The sequence below is a fragment of the Cupriavidus laharis genome, from assembly GCF_914271435.1.
Lineage (GTDB): Bacteria > Pseudomonadota > Gammaproteobacteria > Burkholderiales > Burkholderiaceae > Cupriavidus > Cupriavidus laharis.
The window spans coordinates 24641-41445 of sequence record NZ_CAJZAI010000028.1 but is presented as its reverse complement, the minus strand read 5'-3'; the positions used below and the strand labels follow the sequence as shown (position 1 = coordinate 41445).

The following is a 16805-nucleotide window of genomic DNA, read 5'->3' as shown; positions in this document are numbered from 1 at the left end:
CGGCACGGTCGAGTTCATCGCCAACCAGGACGGCTCGTTCTATTTCATGGAGATGAACACGCGCCTGCAGGTCGAGCATCCGGTCACCGAGATGATCACGGGGCAAGACCTCGTGGAATGGCAACTGCGCGTGGCGGCTGGCGAGCCGCTGCCGCTGAAGCAGGACCAGTTGCGCATCGATGGCCACGCGCTGGAAGCGCGTATCTACGCCGAGAACCCCGACAAGCAGTTCCTGCCGTCCACCGGCACGCTGCGCTTCCTGCGCACGCCGCCTGCTGTGCAGTTCATGCGCGGCGGCGATGCGCACGGCCCGGCCGGCGTGCGCATTGATGCCGGCGTGCGCGAGGGCGACACCATCAGCCCGTATTACGACCCGATGATCGCCAAGCTGATCGTGTGGGGCAAGGACCGCGACGAAGCGCTCGCGCGCATGCGCCAGGCGCTGGCGGCGTACCACGTGGTGGGCTTGTCGACCAACGTCGCCTTCCTGCAGCGGCTGGTAAAGTCCGAGGCGTTCCGCACGGCCGACCTCGACACGGGCCTGATCGAGCGCAACGAGGCCGCGCTGTTCCCGCCGCCCGCGCCGGTCGGCATGGAGATCATCGCGCTGGCGACTGCCGCGCTGCTGGACCGCGAAACGCGCGAGCGCCGCATCGACGCGGCCGACCAGCATTCGCCGTGGACGCATGCCGGTGCGTGGCGGCTCAATAGCGCAGGCAGCATCACGTATCGCCTGCAAAGCCCCGACGGCGACATCGACGTCACCGTGCACAGCGAAGCCGGTCGCCAGCGCCTCACCGCCCGCGGCAAGACCTTGCCGTTCCGCACATCGCTGCGCGACGAAGTGCATACCGTCGATCTCGGCGAGCGCACCGTCAAGGGCCAGTGCCATATCGAGGGCGACACCCTGCACGTGTTCAGCGGCGAAGGCCAGTGTTCACTGGTGCTGGTCGACCCGCTGCAGCACGCTGGCGAGGCCGAAGGCGAGGGCGGCAAGCTGGCCGCGCCGATGCCGGGACGGATCATCGCCGTGATGGTCGAAGCCGGCGCCACCATCAGCAAGGGCGATGCGCTGATCGTCATGGAAGCCATGAAGATGGAACACACGCTGACCGCCCCCGCTGGCGGCACGGTGCAGGAGGTGCTGTACGCCGTCGGCGACCAGGTTCAGGAAGGTGCGCAACTGGTGACGCTGGAACAGGAGGCTGCCTGACATGGAACTCAACACTTCTGCCCTGCCCCAGCCGCTTGCGCTGCCCGAGACGGTCAAGATCGTCGAGGTCGGCCCGCGCGACGGACTGCAGAACGAGGCACGCCATGTTCCCGCCGCGGTCAAGGTCGAGCTGGTCAATCGCCTGAGCGAGGCCGGTTTCCCCAATATCGAAGCCGCGTCCTTTGTCTCGCCTAAGTGGGTGCCGCAGATGGCCGACGGCGCCGAGGTCATGGGCGCCATCGCGCGCCGCGCCGGCACCGTCTATTCGGCGCTGACGCCCAATATGAAGGGCTTCGAAGCGGCGCTGGCCGCCGGAGCCGGTGAGGCGGTCATCTTCGGCGCGGCCAGCGAGGCGTTTTCCCAGCGCAATATCAACTGCTCCGTCGCTGAATCGATTGCTCGTTTCGAACCGGTTGCCGCAGCGGCCAAGGCAGCGGGTCTGCGCCTGCGCGCCAGCATTTCCTGCGCGCTCGGCTGCCCCTATGAGGGCGAGATCGCGGTCGGGAAGGTGGCCGACGTGGTCGGCCGCATGCGCGACCTGGGCTGCGACGAGATCGACATTGCCGACACCATCGGCGTTGGGACGCCACTGCGCACACAGGCCGTCATGGAAGCTGCGGCGCGCGTCTTCCCGCGCGAGCGGCTGGCCGGGCATTTCCACGACACGTATGGCCAGGCGCTGCCCAATATCCTGGCCAGCCTGCAAGCGGGCGTCCGCATCTTCCACGCCTCGGTCGCGGGCCTTGGCGGCTGCCCTTACGCCAAGGGGGCCTCGGGCAACGTGGCGACGGAAGACTTGCTGTACATGCTGCATGGCATGGGCATCCATACGGGAATCGACCTCGACCAGGTGATCCAGGCCGGTGCCTTTATCTCGGAGGCGATCGGACGGCCGTATGGATCGCGCGTCGGCAAAGCGCTGCTAGGGCTCGCCTGCCAGCCAGCCTGATCATGTGCTTTCAAGAGCGCAACCGCAGGCGGCCGGCTGTCGCCGGGGCGATTCCGGACGCACCCGGCGACTACGCTGACAGTCCGGCGTATCCGGGATGACAAGGCTACGCAGTCCAACCCCACGGGCAAGCCCCGCGCCGTTCCGGCCACAATCGTTTATTTCCCGACTGCATCGGATCGAACTTGATCCCGCGCAAATCCCCGCGGGCTTTGCGCCGCCAAACTGGCGCGCATGACATCGACCCCCTCCCCCGCTAACGCCGGCAGCGCCATCGCTGCCGGCCAGGCCGTCCAGAACGGCGACAAGGCCCGCCACGTCCGCCAGCGCAAGTCACGCCCGCCGCTGCATACCTGGCCGCTGGGCGCCGCGAGCCTGCTCGTGCTGGCGCTCAATACGCTGTTCTGGTGCCTGCTGCTGTTCCCGCTGGCGCTGCTCAAACTGGTCTTGCCAATGCCCGGGGCGTGTCGGCGCATCGATCCGATACTCAATGGCATCGCCCGCGCATGGATCACATGCAATGGCGCGTGGTTCGGCACAATCCAGCGCCATGCCTGGGACATCGACGGCATTGCGGGCCTGAAGCGCTCCGACTGGTATCTCGTCAACTGCAACCACCAGTCGTGGGTGGACATCTTCGTGCTGCAGCGCGCGCTCAACGGGCGCGTTCCACTATTGAAGTTCTTCCTCAAGCAGCAACTGCTTTATGTGCCGTTCATCGGCCTGGCATGGTGGGCGCTGGACTTTCCCTTCATGAAGCGCCACACGCGGGCACAGTTGCGCCGCAAGCCCGACCTCCGGCGCGACGACCAGGACACGGCTCGCCGTGCTTGCGAAAAATTCTCGCTGTCGCCGACCAGCGTGATGGTATTCACGGAAGGCACGCGTTTCACCGAGACCAAGCGCGCGGCGCAGGCTTCGCCGTATCGCCACCTGCTCAAGCCCAGGGCCGGCGGGCTGGCTGTGACCATCAACACGATGGGTAGCCGCTTTCGCGCGCTGCTGGACTCGACCATCGTCTACCCGCAAGGCGCGCCGAGCTTCTGGCAGTTCGCCTGCGGGCGCACCGGGCCGGTCATCGTGCGGGTGCGGCAGGTTCCCATACCACCCGTTTTCTGCACGGCGGACTACGGTACCGACGCGGCATTCCGCCGCAACTTCCATCGCTGGCTGGCCGGGCACTGGCAGGAAAAGGACGAGGAGATCGACGGCCTGCTGGCACGGACCACGGACCGCTGAGTCCCGGACAACGCAAGCGCCGCACCCTGCGCCCACACCCACAGTCGGCGCGTCAACATGTTCAACACAGTCGAATATGTTGCTCTGGAAATTCGTATGGCGCGACGACCAAAAGCGTCCACCATGGCGGCATCAGCGCGGCATCGCCCCGCGCAGCCGTCAAGGAGCAGGAAATGGGACTTCTGGTCAATGGCCAGTGGCAGGACAAGTGGTATGACACCGCCTCCACAGGCGGGCGTTTCGTGCGCAGGGACGCCGCGTTCCGCAACTGGGTGACGGCTGACGGCACCGCAGGGCAGTCGGGCACCGGTGGCTTCGCGGCGCAGGCCGGCCGCTACCATCTGTATGTCAGCCTGGCATGCCCGTGGGCGCACCGTACGCTGATCATGCGGCGCCTCAAGGGGCTCGAGGACATGATCGGCGTTTCGGTGGTGCACTGGCTGATGCGCGAAGAAGGCTGGACCTTTGCCGACGGCCCCGGCGTTGTTCCCGACACGGTCAACCATACACGCGTGCTGCACCAGGTCTATACGGCAGCCGATCCGCAGTACAGCGGTCGTGTCACCGTACCGGTGCTGTGGGACCGGGAGCGCTCCACCATCGTCAGCAACGAGTCGTCGGAAATCCTGCGCATGATGAACAGCGCCTTCGATGCGATTGGCGCGGCGCCGGGGGACTACTATCCCGCTGAACTGCGCACGGAAATCGATGCGGTCAACGCACGCGTCTATGACACCATCAACAACGGCGTGTACAAGGCCGGCTTCGCCACTACGCAGGAAGCCTACGAAGAAGCCGTGTGGCCGCTGTTCGAAACGCTCGACTGGCTGGAAGCCCGCCTGGCGACGCAGCGCTACCTGGCCGGCAACCGCCTGACGGAGGCCGACATCCGGCTGTTCACCACGCTCATTCGCTTTGACGCCGTCTATGTCGGGCACTTCAAGTGCAATCTGCGCCGAATTGCTGACTACCCTGCACTGTCCGGTTTTGTGCGAGATCTCTACCAGCACCGGGGCATCGCTGGCACCGTGAATTTCGAGCACATCAAGCGCCACTACTACGAAAGCCACCGCACGCTGAATCCGGCTGGCATCGTGCCGGCCGGACCGGTGCAAGACCTTGCCGCGCCGCACGGGCGCGAGCGGCTGGGCTGAACTCAGCCCGGCAGGCGGTCCACGGCGCGCCGGCCCTGCGCGATCGCGGCGGTCAGTGACGGACTGCCCGTGCTGTCGCTGCCGGCGAAGCTCACGTTGCCCACGCCGGCAGGCGACACCCACGTAGCCCCGTCTTCCCCAGCCAGGCTGTCCGGCCGGTAGCTGTAGCCATGCGCCCAGCGGTTGACGGTGATGGCACGGATCACGTCCTTGGCGGCAAACCCGGCCGGTCCCAGCATGCGGTCGAGCTGCGTACGGATACCGCGCTCCAGTTCGCTGAACGGCGTGCCCAGCAGGAAAGCACGTCCGGCGCGGAAACGCTCGCGTGCGCTCATGCCGCTGTCGGGCACTGTCGGCACGTACAGCATGTGCAGCACCGCCGGGTCAGCCGGGCTGTTGCCGGCGGGCGGCTCCAGCCACAGGTCGGTATAGGCCATGGCCGGCGCGTGGATGCTGCGTGTCTTGAGCGCGGCAAATGCGCGCCAGTGGTCCAGCGCAATCTTGGTATAGACCAGCGGCGCCTTCACCTCGGCACGCAGCGTGTCGCGTTGCGCGGCCGGCAGCGACGGCATCAGGTATGGCACCATCATGTTCCAGCCCGCCAGCACCACGTGGCGCGCTTCGATGCGGTGCAGGTTGCCACGCCAGCCGTACGTGACGCGCGTGATCGGGCCGTCCGGATCGACGGCGATGGCGGTGGCTTCCAGCCGTAGCCGTACCGGAGCGCCGTCCTGATCCAGGCGCCCGTAGTCAAAGGCCGCGTTCACGATATCCGCCGGGCGCGCGAGCTTCGCCACGGCAGGAATCAGCCTCTGCACAAGCAACCGCGCGAGCGAGGCATTGCCGTCCGGGAACCACAGCCGCGAGGCCGGAGACTTGCCCAGGCGCGGATCCACCGCCGGCGCCGGCATGCCCGCGCCGGCCGGCAGGCCGATGCCGATGGCGTCGGCCACGCTGATGCCATCGGCATCGAGTGCAAAGGCATCATTGCTGCGGCTGCGCAGGAAGCGCTGCCCGGCCAGCCCGACGCCGGCCTTGTCGCGCAGGAACGCCGCGTAGCGCGTACGGCGAAGGTATGTGGCACGTTCGCCTGCAGGCATGCCCTGCAGGTAGTCGGTGCTGCCGTCGGCAAGCCGTGCCAGTGCCGCACGGTCCTGCGGCGGCAACGGCGCGGCATCCAGGAATCGCCGCAGGGCCGCCGCATCGGGCAAGGAGGCACCCTGCCGCCCGCCGCGCGCATCGACCAGATCGCCGAACGGGTCGCCCGGGAGCCATTGGTCGCGGCCGAAATGGTCGGCGTCGAAAAACACCGCGCGGCCCATGCCCAGTGCCGCGTAAGGGTCCGCCGGCTCGGCCAGGGGCGCGTGCGCGGCGTCAAGGCCGAGCCCACCCAGCAACTCCCGCACGGCGGCATCGGCCGCGGCGGTGGGCGGCATTTCCGCGCTGCCGCCATAGGTCACGAGCCGCTTGCCGCGCACCGTGAATTCGTTGCGCTTGGCGTGGCCACCGAAGTCGTCGTGGTTGTCCAGAATCAGGATGCGCCTGCCGGGGCCGAAGCGGCGCTGGTAGAACCATGCTGCTGCCAGCCCGCTCAGGCCGCCGCCCACGACTACGAGATCGAAGGCCTCGTGGGCCATCACGGTGGGGTACTTCGCCCCCTCGCGCGCCAGGCTGTGGGCCAGCGTGAACGTGCCGGCGTGGTTGCCGCGCAAGCCAGTCAGCGCGGGCGGGTAGGCAGCACCCGGCTGCCCCTGCGCGGCGGCCAGCAGTTGCGCAGGCGCCATGCCAGCGGCAATGGCCAGCACGGTGCCGTTGAGGAAGTCTCTGCGCGAAATGGTCATGGGGTCGTCGTGGCGGGGTCAGCGGGCCACATCCAGCTCGCGCCGGCGCGCGCCAACGGCGGCTTCGCTGACGGGCGCGGCGCGGTTGCCCCAGCTGCCGCGGATGAAGGTGAGCAGGTTGACCAGTTCCTGGTTGTCCAAGGTCCAGCCATAGCCCGGCATGTGGTAATCGGTCGGCGCCGTGTCGACACGCGCGGTCACCGCGCCACTCAGCAGCAGGTTGACGAGCGAGGCCGGGTCCGGATCGGCGACCGTGGGGTTGCCGGCAAGCGGCGGGAACACGCGCGCAAACCCCTTGCCGTCGGCGCCATGGCACGGCATGCAGAACTGCGAATACTGGCGCGCGCCCGGGCTGTCGAAGCGGCCCTGCAACAGCCGCGGCGCCGTCGACGGGTCATGCCGGAACGGCTCGGTCTCGCCGCGTGCACCGGGCAGCGTCTTCAGGTAGGCCGCCACGGCATCGAGGTCGGCCGGCGTCATGTATTGCGTGGCCGTGGAGATCACCGTGGACATCGGCCCGAACGAGGTCGCGTGCGCGTTGCGTCCAGTGCGCAGGAACTCGGCGATCTCCGCTCGCGACCATGCGCCCAGGCCAGTGATCTTGTCCCCCGTGAGATTGGTGGCCGACCAGCCTTCCACGCTGGCGCCGGACAGGAAACGCTTGCTGCGCTCGTCCAGCCCCTTCTCGCCGTACAGCCAGCCGCGCGGCGTATGGCATGCGCCGCAATGCGCGACAGCCTGTACAAGATAGGCACCACGGTTCCATTCCGCGCCCTTCGCGGCATCGGTCCGGACCGGCGAGCCACTGAGGTATAACGCATTCCACACCACCAGCAGCGAACGCATGCTGTACGGCCAGCGCATCTGCGCATCCCGGTTGCGCTGGCTGACGGGCGCTACGCCGGCGCGCATATAGGCATAGAGGGCCGCCACGTCCTCGGCCCGCATGCGCGCGTAGGACGGGTAAGGCATGGCCGGATAGAGCCGCCTGCCGTCGCGCGCCACGCCCTGCCGCACCGCGCGGTCGAACTCCGCCAGCGTGTAGCCGCCAATGCCGGTCGCGTCCGGCGTGATGTTGGTCGAATAGAGGGTGCCCGCCGCGGTGCGGATCGGCAGACCGCCGGCGAACGGCTTGCCGCCTTCGCTCGTATGGCAGGCCACGCAGTTCGCAATGCGCGCGAGGTAGCGGCCGCGCTCCACGTCGGCCGTGGCACCCTCCGCGGCATCGGAGGCAGCACCGCCGAACAGACCGGCGAGCAGCGTGGCGGCGATCAGCAACCGCCTTGCGGGGAAAAGCATGGATGCGTCCAGATCTTGTTGCTCTAAGGGGTCATGGCGTGTTTGGCCTGTCGCCGCTCGGGCAAACAGCCTCAGGCGCTGCCTGTCCTGGCGCCGATTATCGGCGCCAGCCGCGGAACATGACAGGATCAGATATCAGAAATTCTTGCATATCAGATGGGCGGCCCGCCACGCCCTCGCGGGCGCAGCGCCCACTCCAGCGCCTCGAACCCGGCCTGTACCACCAGTGCCAGCACGGCGGCCGGAATCGCCCCGGCCAGCAGCAGCACCGAGTCGTTGAGCGCGAGCCCGGTGGCAATACGCTCACCATAGCCGCCGGCGCCGACGAACGCGGCAATGGTCGCGGTCCCCACGCTGATGATGGCCGCGGTCTTCACGCCAGCCAGCACCACCGGCAGGGCCAGCGGCAGCTCCACGTAGCGCAGCACCTGCATATCGCGCAATCCCAGCGCGCGTGCCGCGTCGCGCATGCCGGCGGGCACCTGCTGCAGCCCTGTGCAGGTATTGCGCACGATCGGCAGCAAGGCGTAAAGGAACAGCGCCACCATCGCCGGCCAGACGCCGATGCGCCCCAGCAGCGGGATCAGCATGGCCAGCAGCGCCAGCGACGGCACCGTCTGCAGCACGCTGACCATGCCCAGCACGCCCTGCCCCAGGCGCCGGCGCCGTGCCGACACGATCCCCAGCGGCACGCCAACGAGTGTGGCAACACCGACGGCACCAGCCACCAGGGCCACATGGCGGCGGGTCAGGCGAAGGGTGTCGGGGCCGAGCAGCGCCTGTACCAGCCCACCACGGCCGGCCCTCTGCTCCGCATGGCCGGAAAGGAAGCCGCGCGCAATCGCGGCAAAGGACTGTCCGTCGATCTCGGCGGCTGCGTTCATCGCCACCATGTCGGCTGCGCTGATACGCCCGGCCAGCGACTGCAATGCATGCCATGCGGCCGGGAAGCGGCGCGGCACGTCCAGCCGGTAGACCACCACGGCGTCGTAGCGCGGGAAGAAATGCAGGTCGTCTTCCAGCACGCGCAGCCGGTACTTGCGGATCTTGGCGTCGGTCGAATAGATGTCGATCGCATCGACCTGCCCCGCCGCCAGCGCCTCGTAGGCCACGCCGTGGTCCAGCCCTACCGGATGCTGCGGCAGGCCATAGCGCCGGGCCAATCCGGGCCAGCCGTCGGCCCGGCCCAGGAATTCGTGCGACAGGCCCAGCCGCAGCTGTGGCTGCCGCGCCAGGTCGCTCAGCCGCTGCAATCCGCCGGCACGCGCCTCCTGCACCGCCAGCGCATAGGTGTTCTCGAAGCCCAGCGCGATGCCCGTGCCCAGCCCCATCGGCGCCAGCGCGCGGTTGATCTGCTCCAGCGTCGCCCCCGGCGGCAGTTTCAGGATCTCGCTGGCCAGCGTGCCGGTGTAGTCCGGATAAAGATCGATGCTGCCGGCCCGGAGCGCCTCGAACACGATCGCCGTATTGCCCAGCCCCGCCTGGTGGTGCGCATTTCCGGCCGCCTGCGTCAGCAGTTCGCCGAGGATGTAGGACTCGGTAAAGCGCTTGGAGCCGACACGGAGGGTGTCGCCGCCCTGTGCCCGGCACGCCCCTGCCAGCACAAGCGCGAATAGCAGGCCGACAAACCAGGTCACCCCTGCGGGAATGCCACTACGGCTGAGGAAGGACAAGACGTCGCTCCGACGGGCTTGGTTGGCCGATGTGCATCCGGCATCTCTACATCATAGGCGGGTGCGTGCGCATGACGTCATAGCGAAATAGTATTTGTCATTTGCATGATTAAAGCCGCAGAATCCATAAATCGCATACAAGACCAACCGCGCCCCAATGGAAATCCGGCAACTGGAAGCCTTTGCAGCCGTTGTTACAACCGGAAGCGTCACCGCTGCCGGACGCCTGCTCGGCCGCTCGCAGCCGGCCATCACCCGGCTCATCCAGGAGCTGGAAAGCGAGCTGGGCTTTGCGCTCTTCACGCGCAGCGGCCCGCGCGTCAGCCCCACCGAGCAGGGTTTCCTGCTCTATGACGAAGTGGAGCAGACGCTGGCCGGGCTCCAGCAGATCCGCAACCGCGCGGCGGCCCTGGCGCGCGGCGACGGCCGGCCGCTGCGCATTGCCGCCACGCCGGCGCTGTCGGCCGGCCTGCTGCCTGCGGCGCTCGCGCTGGCGTTCGGGCGCGGGCTGTGCTCGCCGGAGCGCGTGGAAGTGCACAGCGTGTCGCCCGAGCAGGTCGTCCATGCGGTGCTGACCGGCGCCGCCGAGATTGGCCTGAACAGCCTGCCGCTGGAGCACCGCGGCGTGAACGTCCACTGGATCGGCCAGGCGGCGTGCGTGGCGGCCATGCGCGCGGACGATCCGCTCGCGGCCTGCGACACCGTACGCCTGACGGACTGCCGTGAACGCCGCATCGTCACGATGCAGAACCCTTACCGCCTGCGGCGTCGCACCGATGCCGCGTTTGCCGGCGCCGGCATCGGCCCCGCAGGCGTGATCGACACCAACACCTCGATCAACGCGCTGACACTGGTGCGCGCCGGGCTCGGCATCGCCGTGCTGGAACCGGTGACCGCGCGTGGCCTGCCGCTGGCCGACATTGCCGTGCGCCCCGTCGACGCGGATATCCCGTTCTATTTCGGCGTGATCACGCCACAGGCGCGCCCGGCCAGCGCGGTCGTGCTGAGCCTGGTCGATGTACTGGCCGAGGCATCCGCCACGCTGCTGCCCGACTTCGTCCGCCGCGACCCCGCCGAGCACGGCGCACTGCTGCAATCGCTGTATGGCGACGGCGCTGCCCCGACTGAAGACACTGAACCCCTAAGCCATGACTGATACCGACACCCCACGCGGCCAGGCCGGACTGGCCGCACTTGAAGCGCGCCTGCGCCAGGACCTGGCCTGGCTGGAACTGCCGGCCAAGGCCTGGACCATGCCGCGCACCCACGGCGGGCAAGCCGTGCTCGACGTTGCCGTGATCGGTGGCGGCATGGCCGGACTCGCCGTCAGCGCCACGCTCAAGCACCTGGGCATCCAGGCGCGCGCGTTCGACCAGTCTCCCGCCGGCTTTGAAGGGCCATGGGCCACCACCGCCCGCATGGAGACCCTGCGCTCGCCCAAGCAGCTCACCGGCCCTGCGCTGGGCCTGCCGGCACTGACCTTCCGCGCGTGGTTCGAAGCCCAGTACGGCAACGAAGCGTGGGAAGCGCTGGACAAGATCCCGCGGCTGCAGTGGATGGACTACCTGCGCTGGTACCGGCAGGTGCTCGACCTCGATATCCGCAACGGACACCGCGTCGAGCAGGTGCTGCCGCGCGCCGACGGCCTGGTCGCGCTGGCGATGACGACGCCGGACGGGCCGCGTACCGTGCTGGCTCGCCGCGTGGTTTTGGCCACCGGACGCGACGGCCTTGGCGGCGCCTATGTGCCGCCGCTTGCCGAGCGCCTGCCCCGCACGCTGTGGGCGCATTCCTCCGACGATATGGACTACGGCAACCTGCGTGGCAAGCGCGTCGGCGTGGTCGGCGCCGGCGCTTCGGCCATGGACAGTGCCGCCACCGCGCTGGAGGCCGGTGCCGCAAGCGTCGACATGCTGATCCGCCGCGCGGACATTCCGCGCGTCAACAAGGGCAAGGGTGCCGGCAATCCCGGACTGACCTTTGGCCACTACGGCCTGCCGGATGAATGGAAATGGCGCCTGCGCCATTACATCAACAGCCAGCAGGTGCCGCCGCCGCGCGGCAGCACGCTGCGCGTATCGCGCCACGTCAATGCGCGTTTCCACCTGGGCTGCGCGCTCGATGCCATCGACGTGGACGGCGACGTGCTGCGCGTGCGCACGCCCAAGGGCGTGTTCGAGCTGGATTTCCTGATCTTCTCGACGGGCTTCCGCATCGCGCTGGAAACGCGCCCGGAGTTCGCCGCGTTCGCGCCGCATATCCGCTTCTGGCGCGACCGCTTCGCGCCGCGGCCAGGGCAGGAGGATGGCGAGCTGTCCGATTCGCCCGACCTCGGCCCGGTCTTCGAATTCCAGGAGAAGACGCCGGGCGCCTGTCCCGGGCTGTCGCGCATCCATGCGTTCTGCTACCCGGCTGCGCTGTCGCATGGCACCGTGTCTGGCGACATTCCGGCCATCAGCGACGGCGCCCGGCGACTGGGTCAGGGCATCGCCGGCCTGCTGTACCAGGAAGACGTTGAACTGCACTATGCCGCGCTGCAGGCCTATGCCGAGCCTGAAATCTTCGGCGACGAATGGGCGCCGGCACCGCCGCCCGTACTGAAATCCTGAATCCACCCCGAACCGTGACAACCGCCATGAACCAAGCCCCCACACCCGAAGGCGGCGCCACGCCGCCGGACCTGATCGACGCCGTCACCGGCCTGCAGCCCGGCAGCGCCACGCACGCGCTGCGCCACAAGCGCGACAAGGTGGTGGCCGCCACCCAAGGCAGCCACGACGCCCTGTTCGATCCGGCCCTGCCCGGCTTGACGCTGGCCGAACGCCTGCTGGTCGCGATGTACGCCGCGCGGCTCACGCCGTCGCCGAAGCTGGCGGCTCACTATCGCGCGCGACTGACTGCGGCCGGCGCCGATGCCGCGGCCATTGCCATTGCCGATCAAGGCACTCCCGCAGACGCCGCCGATCCGCGCCTGCGTGCCATGCTGGCATTCACGCGCACGCTGATCGAAAAGCCCGTAGAAGGCGACAAGGCCGCGCTCGAAGCGCTGCCCGCCGCGGGCCTGAGCACGCCCGCCGTGGTCACGCTGGCGCAGCTGATTGCCTTCCTGTCGTATCAGGTGCGGCTGGTGGCCGGCCTTGATGCGCTGAAGGCACTGAACGACAACGCAGGAGCACAGGCATGAGCGAGATCATCCAATCCCACGGCTTTACCAATGAAGTGCTCGACTGGAAGGCCTGGCTCGATGTCGTCGAGCTGGACCAGGCCACGCCGGAACAGATCGCCGTGCTCGACGAGAGCCACCCCAAGGCCAGGGTGCAGGACTACTACCGGTTCCTGGTGCATCAACCCGAGATCCTGCGCCAGCGCTCCACCGCGTTCAACGCCATCATGTACGCGCCTGGCGGCATGCCGCGCGCCGAGCGCGAGCTGGCCACCACGGTGGTGTCACGGCTCAATGGCTGCGTTTATTGCGCGTCGGTGCATGCGCAGCGCTTCGAGCAGCTGGCCAAGCGCAATGACGTGATCAAGGAGGTGTTCGAGGACCCGCGTACGGCGGGCACGACCGAGCGGGAAAAGGCGATTGCGAAGTTCTCGATCGAGTTGACTGAAGATCCTGCAGGTGTATCGGCGGAAAGCCTGGCCGCCCTGCGCGCGGCTGGCATCGGCGATGCCGAGATTCTGGATTTGATTCACTCCGTGGCGATATTTGCCTGGGCGAATCGGTTGATGTTGAATTTGGGGGAGCCGGTGTTTCCGGGGTGATGGGGTGGTTCGCCGGCTCTGCCGGCGAGTCACTTTTACCCGGGAGCGGCAAATCAGCCGATGCGCGCGGTCGGTGCGCTATCTGCGTCGCAGTGCACCGCCAGCCAGACGGTCGGTTCACCGGCATCGGTCCATGCCACGCGGTGCCGGCAGTGCGCCGGCAGGTGCAGCCAGTCGCCGGGCCGCATGACGCGCGGGGCGGTGTCGCCCTCGCACTCGAGCCCGGCGCTGCCGCCGAGCAGCAGTACCCATTCGTCCTGCGGGCTGTCGTACCAGAAGCCCGGCGGGCTGGCCTGGCCGTTGGAGATGATCCGCTCGATCTTCAGGCCGGGCCGCTCCAGCAGGGACTGGAAGATCTCGTCCGGCACGCCGGACGGCACATCGCAGAGCAGGTTGCCATGCTGGAGATCCATCTCGGCTCCCGGTGTCAGTCGCCCGGCCCGGGGGCAAGCACGTCGCGCGCGCCGTTGCGGCCCATCGGCGAGACCAGGCCCGCGGCTTCCATCTGCTCGATCAGCCGCGCGGCACGGTTGTAGCCGATGCGAAGCTGGCGCTGCACCGCCGAGATCGACGCGCGGCGCGTGTTGAGGACGAAGGCCGCGGCTTCGTCATAGAGCGGGTCGGCTTCGCCGTCGCCGCCGTTCTCGCCGAACAGGTCGCTGGCGCCGGCCTCGGCGGCATCACCGGCAAGGATGGCCTCATCGTAGTCCGGCTCGCCGAATTGCTTCCAGTGCTCCACCACGCGGTGCACTTCGTCGTCAGCGACAAACGCGCCATGCACGCGCTGCGGATAGCCGGTGCCCGGCGGCAGGAACAGCATGTCGCCCTGCCCCAGCAGGCTCTCGGCGCCCATCTGGTCGAGGATGGTGCGCGAATCGATCTTGGACGACACCTGGAACGCCACGCGTGTCGGGATGTTGGCCTTGATCAGGCCGGTGATGACGTCCACCGACGGACGCTGCGTCGCCAGGATCAGGTGGATGCCCGCGGCGCGCGCCTTCTGCGCGAGCCGCGCGATCAGTTCCTCGATCTTCTTGCCGGCCACCATCATCAGGTCGGCCAGCTCGTCGATCACCACCACGATCAGCGGCAGCGTGGACAGCGGCTCCGGTGCATCCGGCGTCAGCGAGAACGGGTTGGGCACCTTCTGCTCTGCCCCTTCGGCCGCACGGATCTTCTGGTTGTAGCCGGCCAGGTTGCGCACGCCGAGCGCCGACATCAGCCGGTAGCGCTTCTCCATCTCGCCCACGCACCAGTTGAGCGCGTGCGCGGCTTGCTTCATGTCGGTCACCACCGGCGCGAGCAGGTGCGGAATGCCTTCGTAGACCGACAGCTCCAGCATCTTGGGGTCGATCATGATCAGGCGCACATCCTCGGGCGTGGCCTTGTACAGCATCGACAGGATCATCGCGTTGACCGCCACCGATTTGCCCGAGCCCGTGGTACCCGCCACCAGCAGGTGCGGCGCGCGGGCCAGGTCGGTCACGACCGGATGGCCGGTGATGTCCTTGCCCATCGCCAGCACCAGGCGCGAATTGTGCGACTTGAACGACGACGCGCGGACGATTTCGGACAACCGGATCATCTGCCGGCGCGCATTCGGCAGTTCCAGCCCCATGCAGGTCTTGCCGGGGATGGTCTCGACCACACGGATCGAGGTCACGCCGAGCGCGCGTGCCAGGTCCTTCATCAGCCCGACCACCTGCGCGCCGCGCACGCCCATGGCGGGCTCGACTTCAAAGCGCGTGATCACGGGGCCGGCGCTGGCGCCTACCACGGCCACCGGCACCTTGAATTCCGACAGGCGCTGCTCGATCAGTTCGCCGGTTTCGCGCAGGCGCTCCTCGGATACCAGTTCGGTCTGGTCCGCCGCGGCTTCGAGCAGCTCGGCAGAAGGCAAGCGATAGTCCACCACAACACGCGGCGCGGGAGGCGGCACGGCGAGCGCCGGCTGGGCCGGTTGGGACAACTGCGCGTTCAGAGGGACCGTCTTGCCCACCACGGCAGGCAACACGATGCGCGGCTTCGCAGCAGGCACTACGGCCACCGGCTCGGGTTCGGGTTCGGGTTCGGGTTCCGGCAGCGGCGCCGCTTCAGGCTCCGAGGCAACCAGCAGCGCATTGGCATCGACGAGTGTTTCCGCTTCGGACGTGTCTTCCGTCGCGGATTCGGAAAGGGGGCCGTCTTCCATGACGAATGCCGGGGCTTCTTCCGAAGCGGGCTCCGTCGCGACCTCTGCCTCGACCACAACATCGGCTTCGGCTTCGGCTTCGGCTTCGGCTTCGGCTTCGGCTTCGGCTTCGGCTTCGGCTTCGGCGGCGAGGTCGGTGGACGATAAAGGTTCCGCGGATTCCGTCGACTCCGGCGCAACTTCCTCGACCGCTGGAACGACGGGCGTCTGCGCGTCCGCATCAGCCTCAACGCTCACTGCCTTGCGTGACAGCACCTGCAATTCGGCCAGCAATTGCAGGGCTTCCTGGCGGATGGCTTCGAGCGTGGCCTCGTCCGCGTCAAACCCGTCCATCCCGGGGGTATCCGCGGTGGCCTCGGTGGCCTGGCTGTCAGCCACGTCCATGGACGGAGGCGTCTCGACAACGACCGGCTCGGCCACGGCGACGGCGTCATCGGTCGCCGTTTCAGCCGATGCAACGGCTGCCGCGGTGGCGGGTGCAGTGACAACCGTAGCTTCCGGCTCAGCAGATTCCGCGGCCGTGGCAACCACCGCAGAGGCCGCCGCAACCGTTGCCGCAGCCTTCGCGGGAGCGGAGGCGGCAGATGCTTCAGGCAAAGTCGTAATGGCGGAGCGCACGATGGGCTGCGGTTGGCGGAATGGTGTGCTGACTACCGTGGCACGCACCGGCGTGGCCGGGCGGGACGCAGCGGCTGCAGCCGGGGTCGAGGCGGCAACCGCGGCCGCAGCGGCCTGCAGGCTGACCGGCCGGCGCGGCGCAGGCGTCTGTGCGACGCGCGGTGCCGTTGTCTCGGCCACGGCCTGCGCGGCGGGTCGCACAGGCGGCTTCACCGCGCCAGGCGATTCGGCATGATGCAGCCAGATCTCGCCCGGCTGCGGCGGCGATTCACGCGTGCGCGGCGGCGGCTGCCAGGCCGGCTGTCGCCGCGCGGAAACGGCGTCGAAACTGCGGTGGCGCCCCGATGGCGCGTTCCAGCCGCCGGACGCGGCACCGTTGGATGAGGCGGATTCCCAGCGTTCGGGTTCGCGCATCGGCTGGGTCGATACGAACTCGGCAGGCTCGTCTTCGGCACGCGGGGCACTGCGCGGCTTGCGCAACAGGAACAGGCTGCGCCATGTCTCGCCGAACACCATCGGCGCAGCCAGCGCGAGCACGCCCAGCATCACGAATAACGCGCCCGTCCAGCCGAACAGGTTGCCGACCATGCCGCCGAGCGCGCGCCCTGCCGAGCCGCCCGCGGTCCCGCCCTCGCCACTGGTCAGCGCCTCGAGCGAGGCGCTCGCACAGAGCACGATCAGCGTACCGAGCCAGACCCGCAGCGAGCCGGGGCCGGACGGGCGCCGTTCGCCCGCAAGCAGGCCGCCGAAGAACCGCCACACCAGCGGCACCAGCCAGAGAGTCGAAAATCCGAACCAGCCAAAACCCATGATCGCCATGCCACGTTCAAAACTACGGGCAGCGATTGTAGCGGTTAAGGCGG

The 16805-nt window shown here is 68.4% G+C and carries 11 protein-coding genes and 1 pseudogene; 7 read left to right on the top strand and 5 right to left on the bottom strand.

Going from position 1 to position 16805, the window contains the following annotated elements; all coding sequences use genetic code 11:
- The 4 genes from LDO29_RS27300 to LDO29_RS27285 form a co-directional block, all read left to right on the top strand.
- Positions 1-1213: biotin/lipoyl-containing protein (locus tag LDO29_RS27300; protein ID WP_290369626.1), on the top strand; the 1213-nt coding region annotated here is incomplete at its 5' end.
- 1 nt (position 1214) lies between these two features.
- Positions 1215-2162, top strand: a complete 948-nt coding sequence (locus tag LDO29_RS27295) for a hydroxymethylglutaryl-CoA lyase (protein ID WP_224082864.1) — start codon at positions 1215-1217, stop codon at positions 2160-2162.
- 234 nt (positions 2163-2396) lie between these two features.
- Positions 2397-3401, top strand: a complete 1005-nt coding sequence (locus tag LDO29_RS27290; RefSeq protein ID WP_224082863.1) for an acyltransferase — start codon at positions 2397-2399, stop codon at positions 3399-3401.
- A gap of 173 nt (positions 3402-3574) precedes the next feature.
- On the top strand, positions 3575-4555 hold the full coding sequence (locus tag LDO29_RS27285) for a glutathione S-transferase family protein (RefSeq protein WP_224082862.1): 981 nt from the start codon (positions 3575-3577) through the stop codon (positions 4553-4555).
- 2 nt (positions 4556-4557) lie between these two features.
- On the opposite strand, the gene LDO29_RS27280 is transcribed toward LDO29_RS27285, so the two are convergent.
- The 3 genes from LDO29_RS27280 to LDO29_RS27270 all read right to left on the bottom strand — a co-directional run bounded on the left by LDO29_RS27280 (position 4558) and on the right by LDO29_RS27270 (position 9314).
- Positions 4558-6396 carry an NAD(P)-binding protein gene (locus LDO29_RS27280; RefSeq protein ID WP_224082861.1) on the bottom strand — a complete coding sequence of 613 codons (1839 nt, stop codon included), beginning with the start codon at positions 6394-6396 and terminating at the stop codon, positions 4558-4560.
- A gap of 18 nt (positions 6397-6414) precedes the next feature.
- Positions 6415-7695, bottom strand: coding sequence for a cytochrome c (locus tag LDO29_RS27275; protein ID WP_224082860.1), 1281 nt, complete (start codon positions 7693-7695; stop codon positions 6415-6417).
- A gap of 152 nt (positions 7696-7847) precedes the next feature.
- Positions 7848-9314, bottom strand: a complete 1467-nt coding sequence (locus LDO29_RS27270; RefSeq protein ID WP_224082868.1) for an ABC transporter permease/substrate-binding protein — start codon at positions 9312-9314, stop codon at positions 7848-7850.
- A 211-nt stretch (positions 9315-9525) separates the two neighbouring features.
- Here LDO29_RS27270 and LDO29_RS27265 point away from each other — a divergent pair, with 211 nt between their 5' ends.
- The 3 genes and pseudogenes from LDO29_RS27265 (at position 9526) to LDO29_RS28440 (ending at position 13133) form a co-directional block, all read left to right on the top strand.
- Positions 9526-10524 (top strand): LysR family transcriptional regulator, encoded by a 999-nt coding sequence (locus tag LDO29_RS27265; protein WP_224082859.1) that lies wholly within the window; start codon positions 9526-9528, stop codon positions 10522-10524.
- Entirely contained in the window at positions 10517-11977 is a 1461-nt protein-coding gene (locus tag LDO29_RS27260) for an NAD(P)-binding domain-containing protein (RefSeq protein ID WP_224082858.1), read from the top strand. Before LDO29_RS27265 ends, LDO29_RS27260 begins: the two co-directional genes overlap by 8 nt.
- Before the next feature lie 26 nt (positions 11978-12003).
- Positions 12004-13133: pseudogene (locus tag LDO29_RS28440) on the top strand (CMD domain protein).
- Positions 13134-13186: 53 nt separating this feature from the next.
- Here LDO29_RS28440 and LDO29_RS27245 read toward each other — a convergent pair.
- Positions 13187-13546 (bottom strand): cupin domain-containing protein, encoded by a 360-nt coding sequence (locus LDO29_RS27245; RefSeq protein ID WP_224082855.1) that lies wholly within the window; start codon positions 13544-13546, stop codon positions 13187-13189.
- Between the two features lie 14 nt (positions 13547-13560).
- Positions 13561-16752, bottom strand: a complete 3192-nt coding sequence (locus LDO29_RS27240) for a DNA translocase FtsK 4TM domain-containing protein (protein ID WP_224082867.1) — start codon at positions 16750-16752, stop codon at positions 13561-13563.
- Positions 16753-16805: the final 53 nt, after the last annotated feature.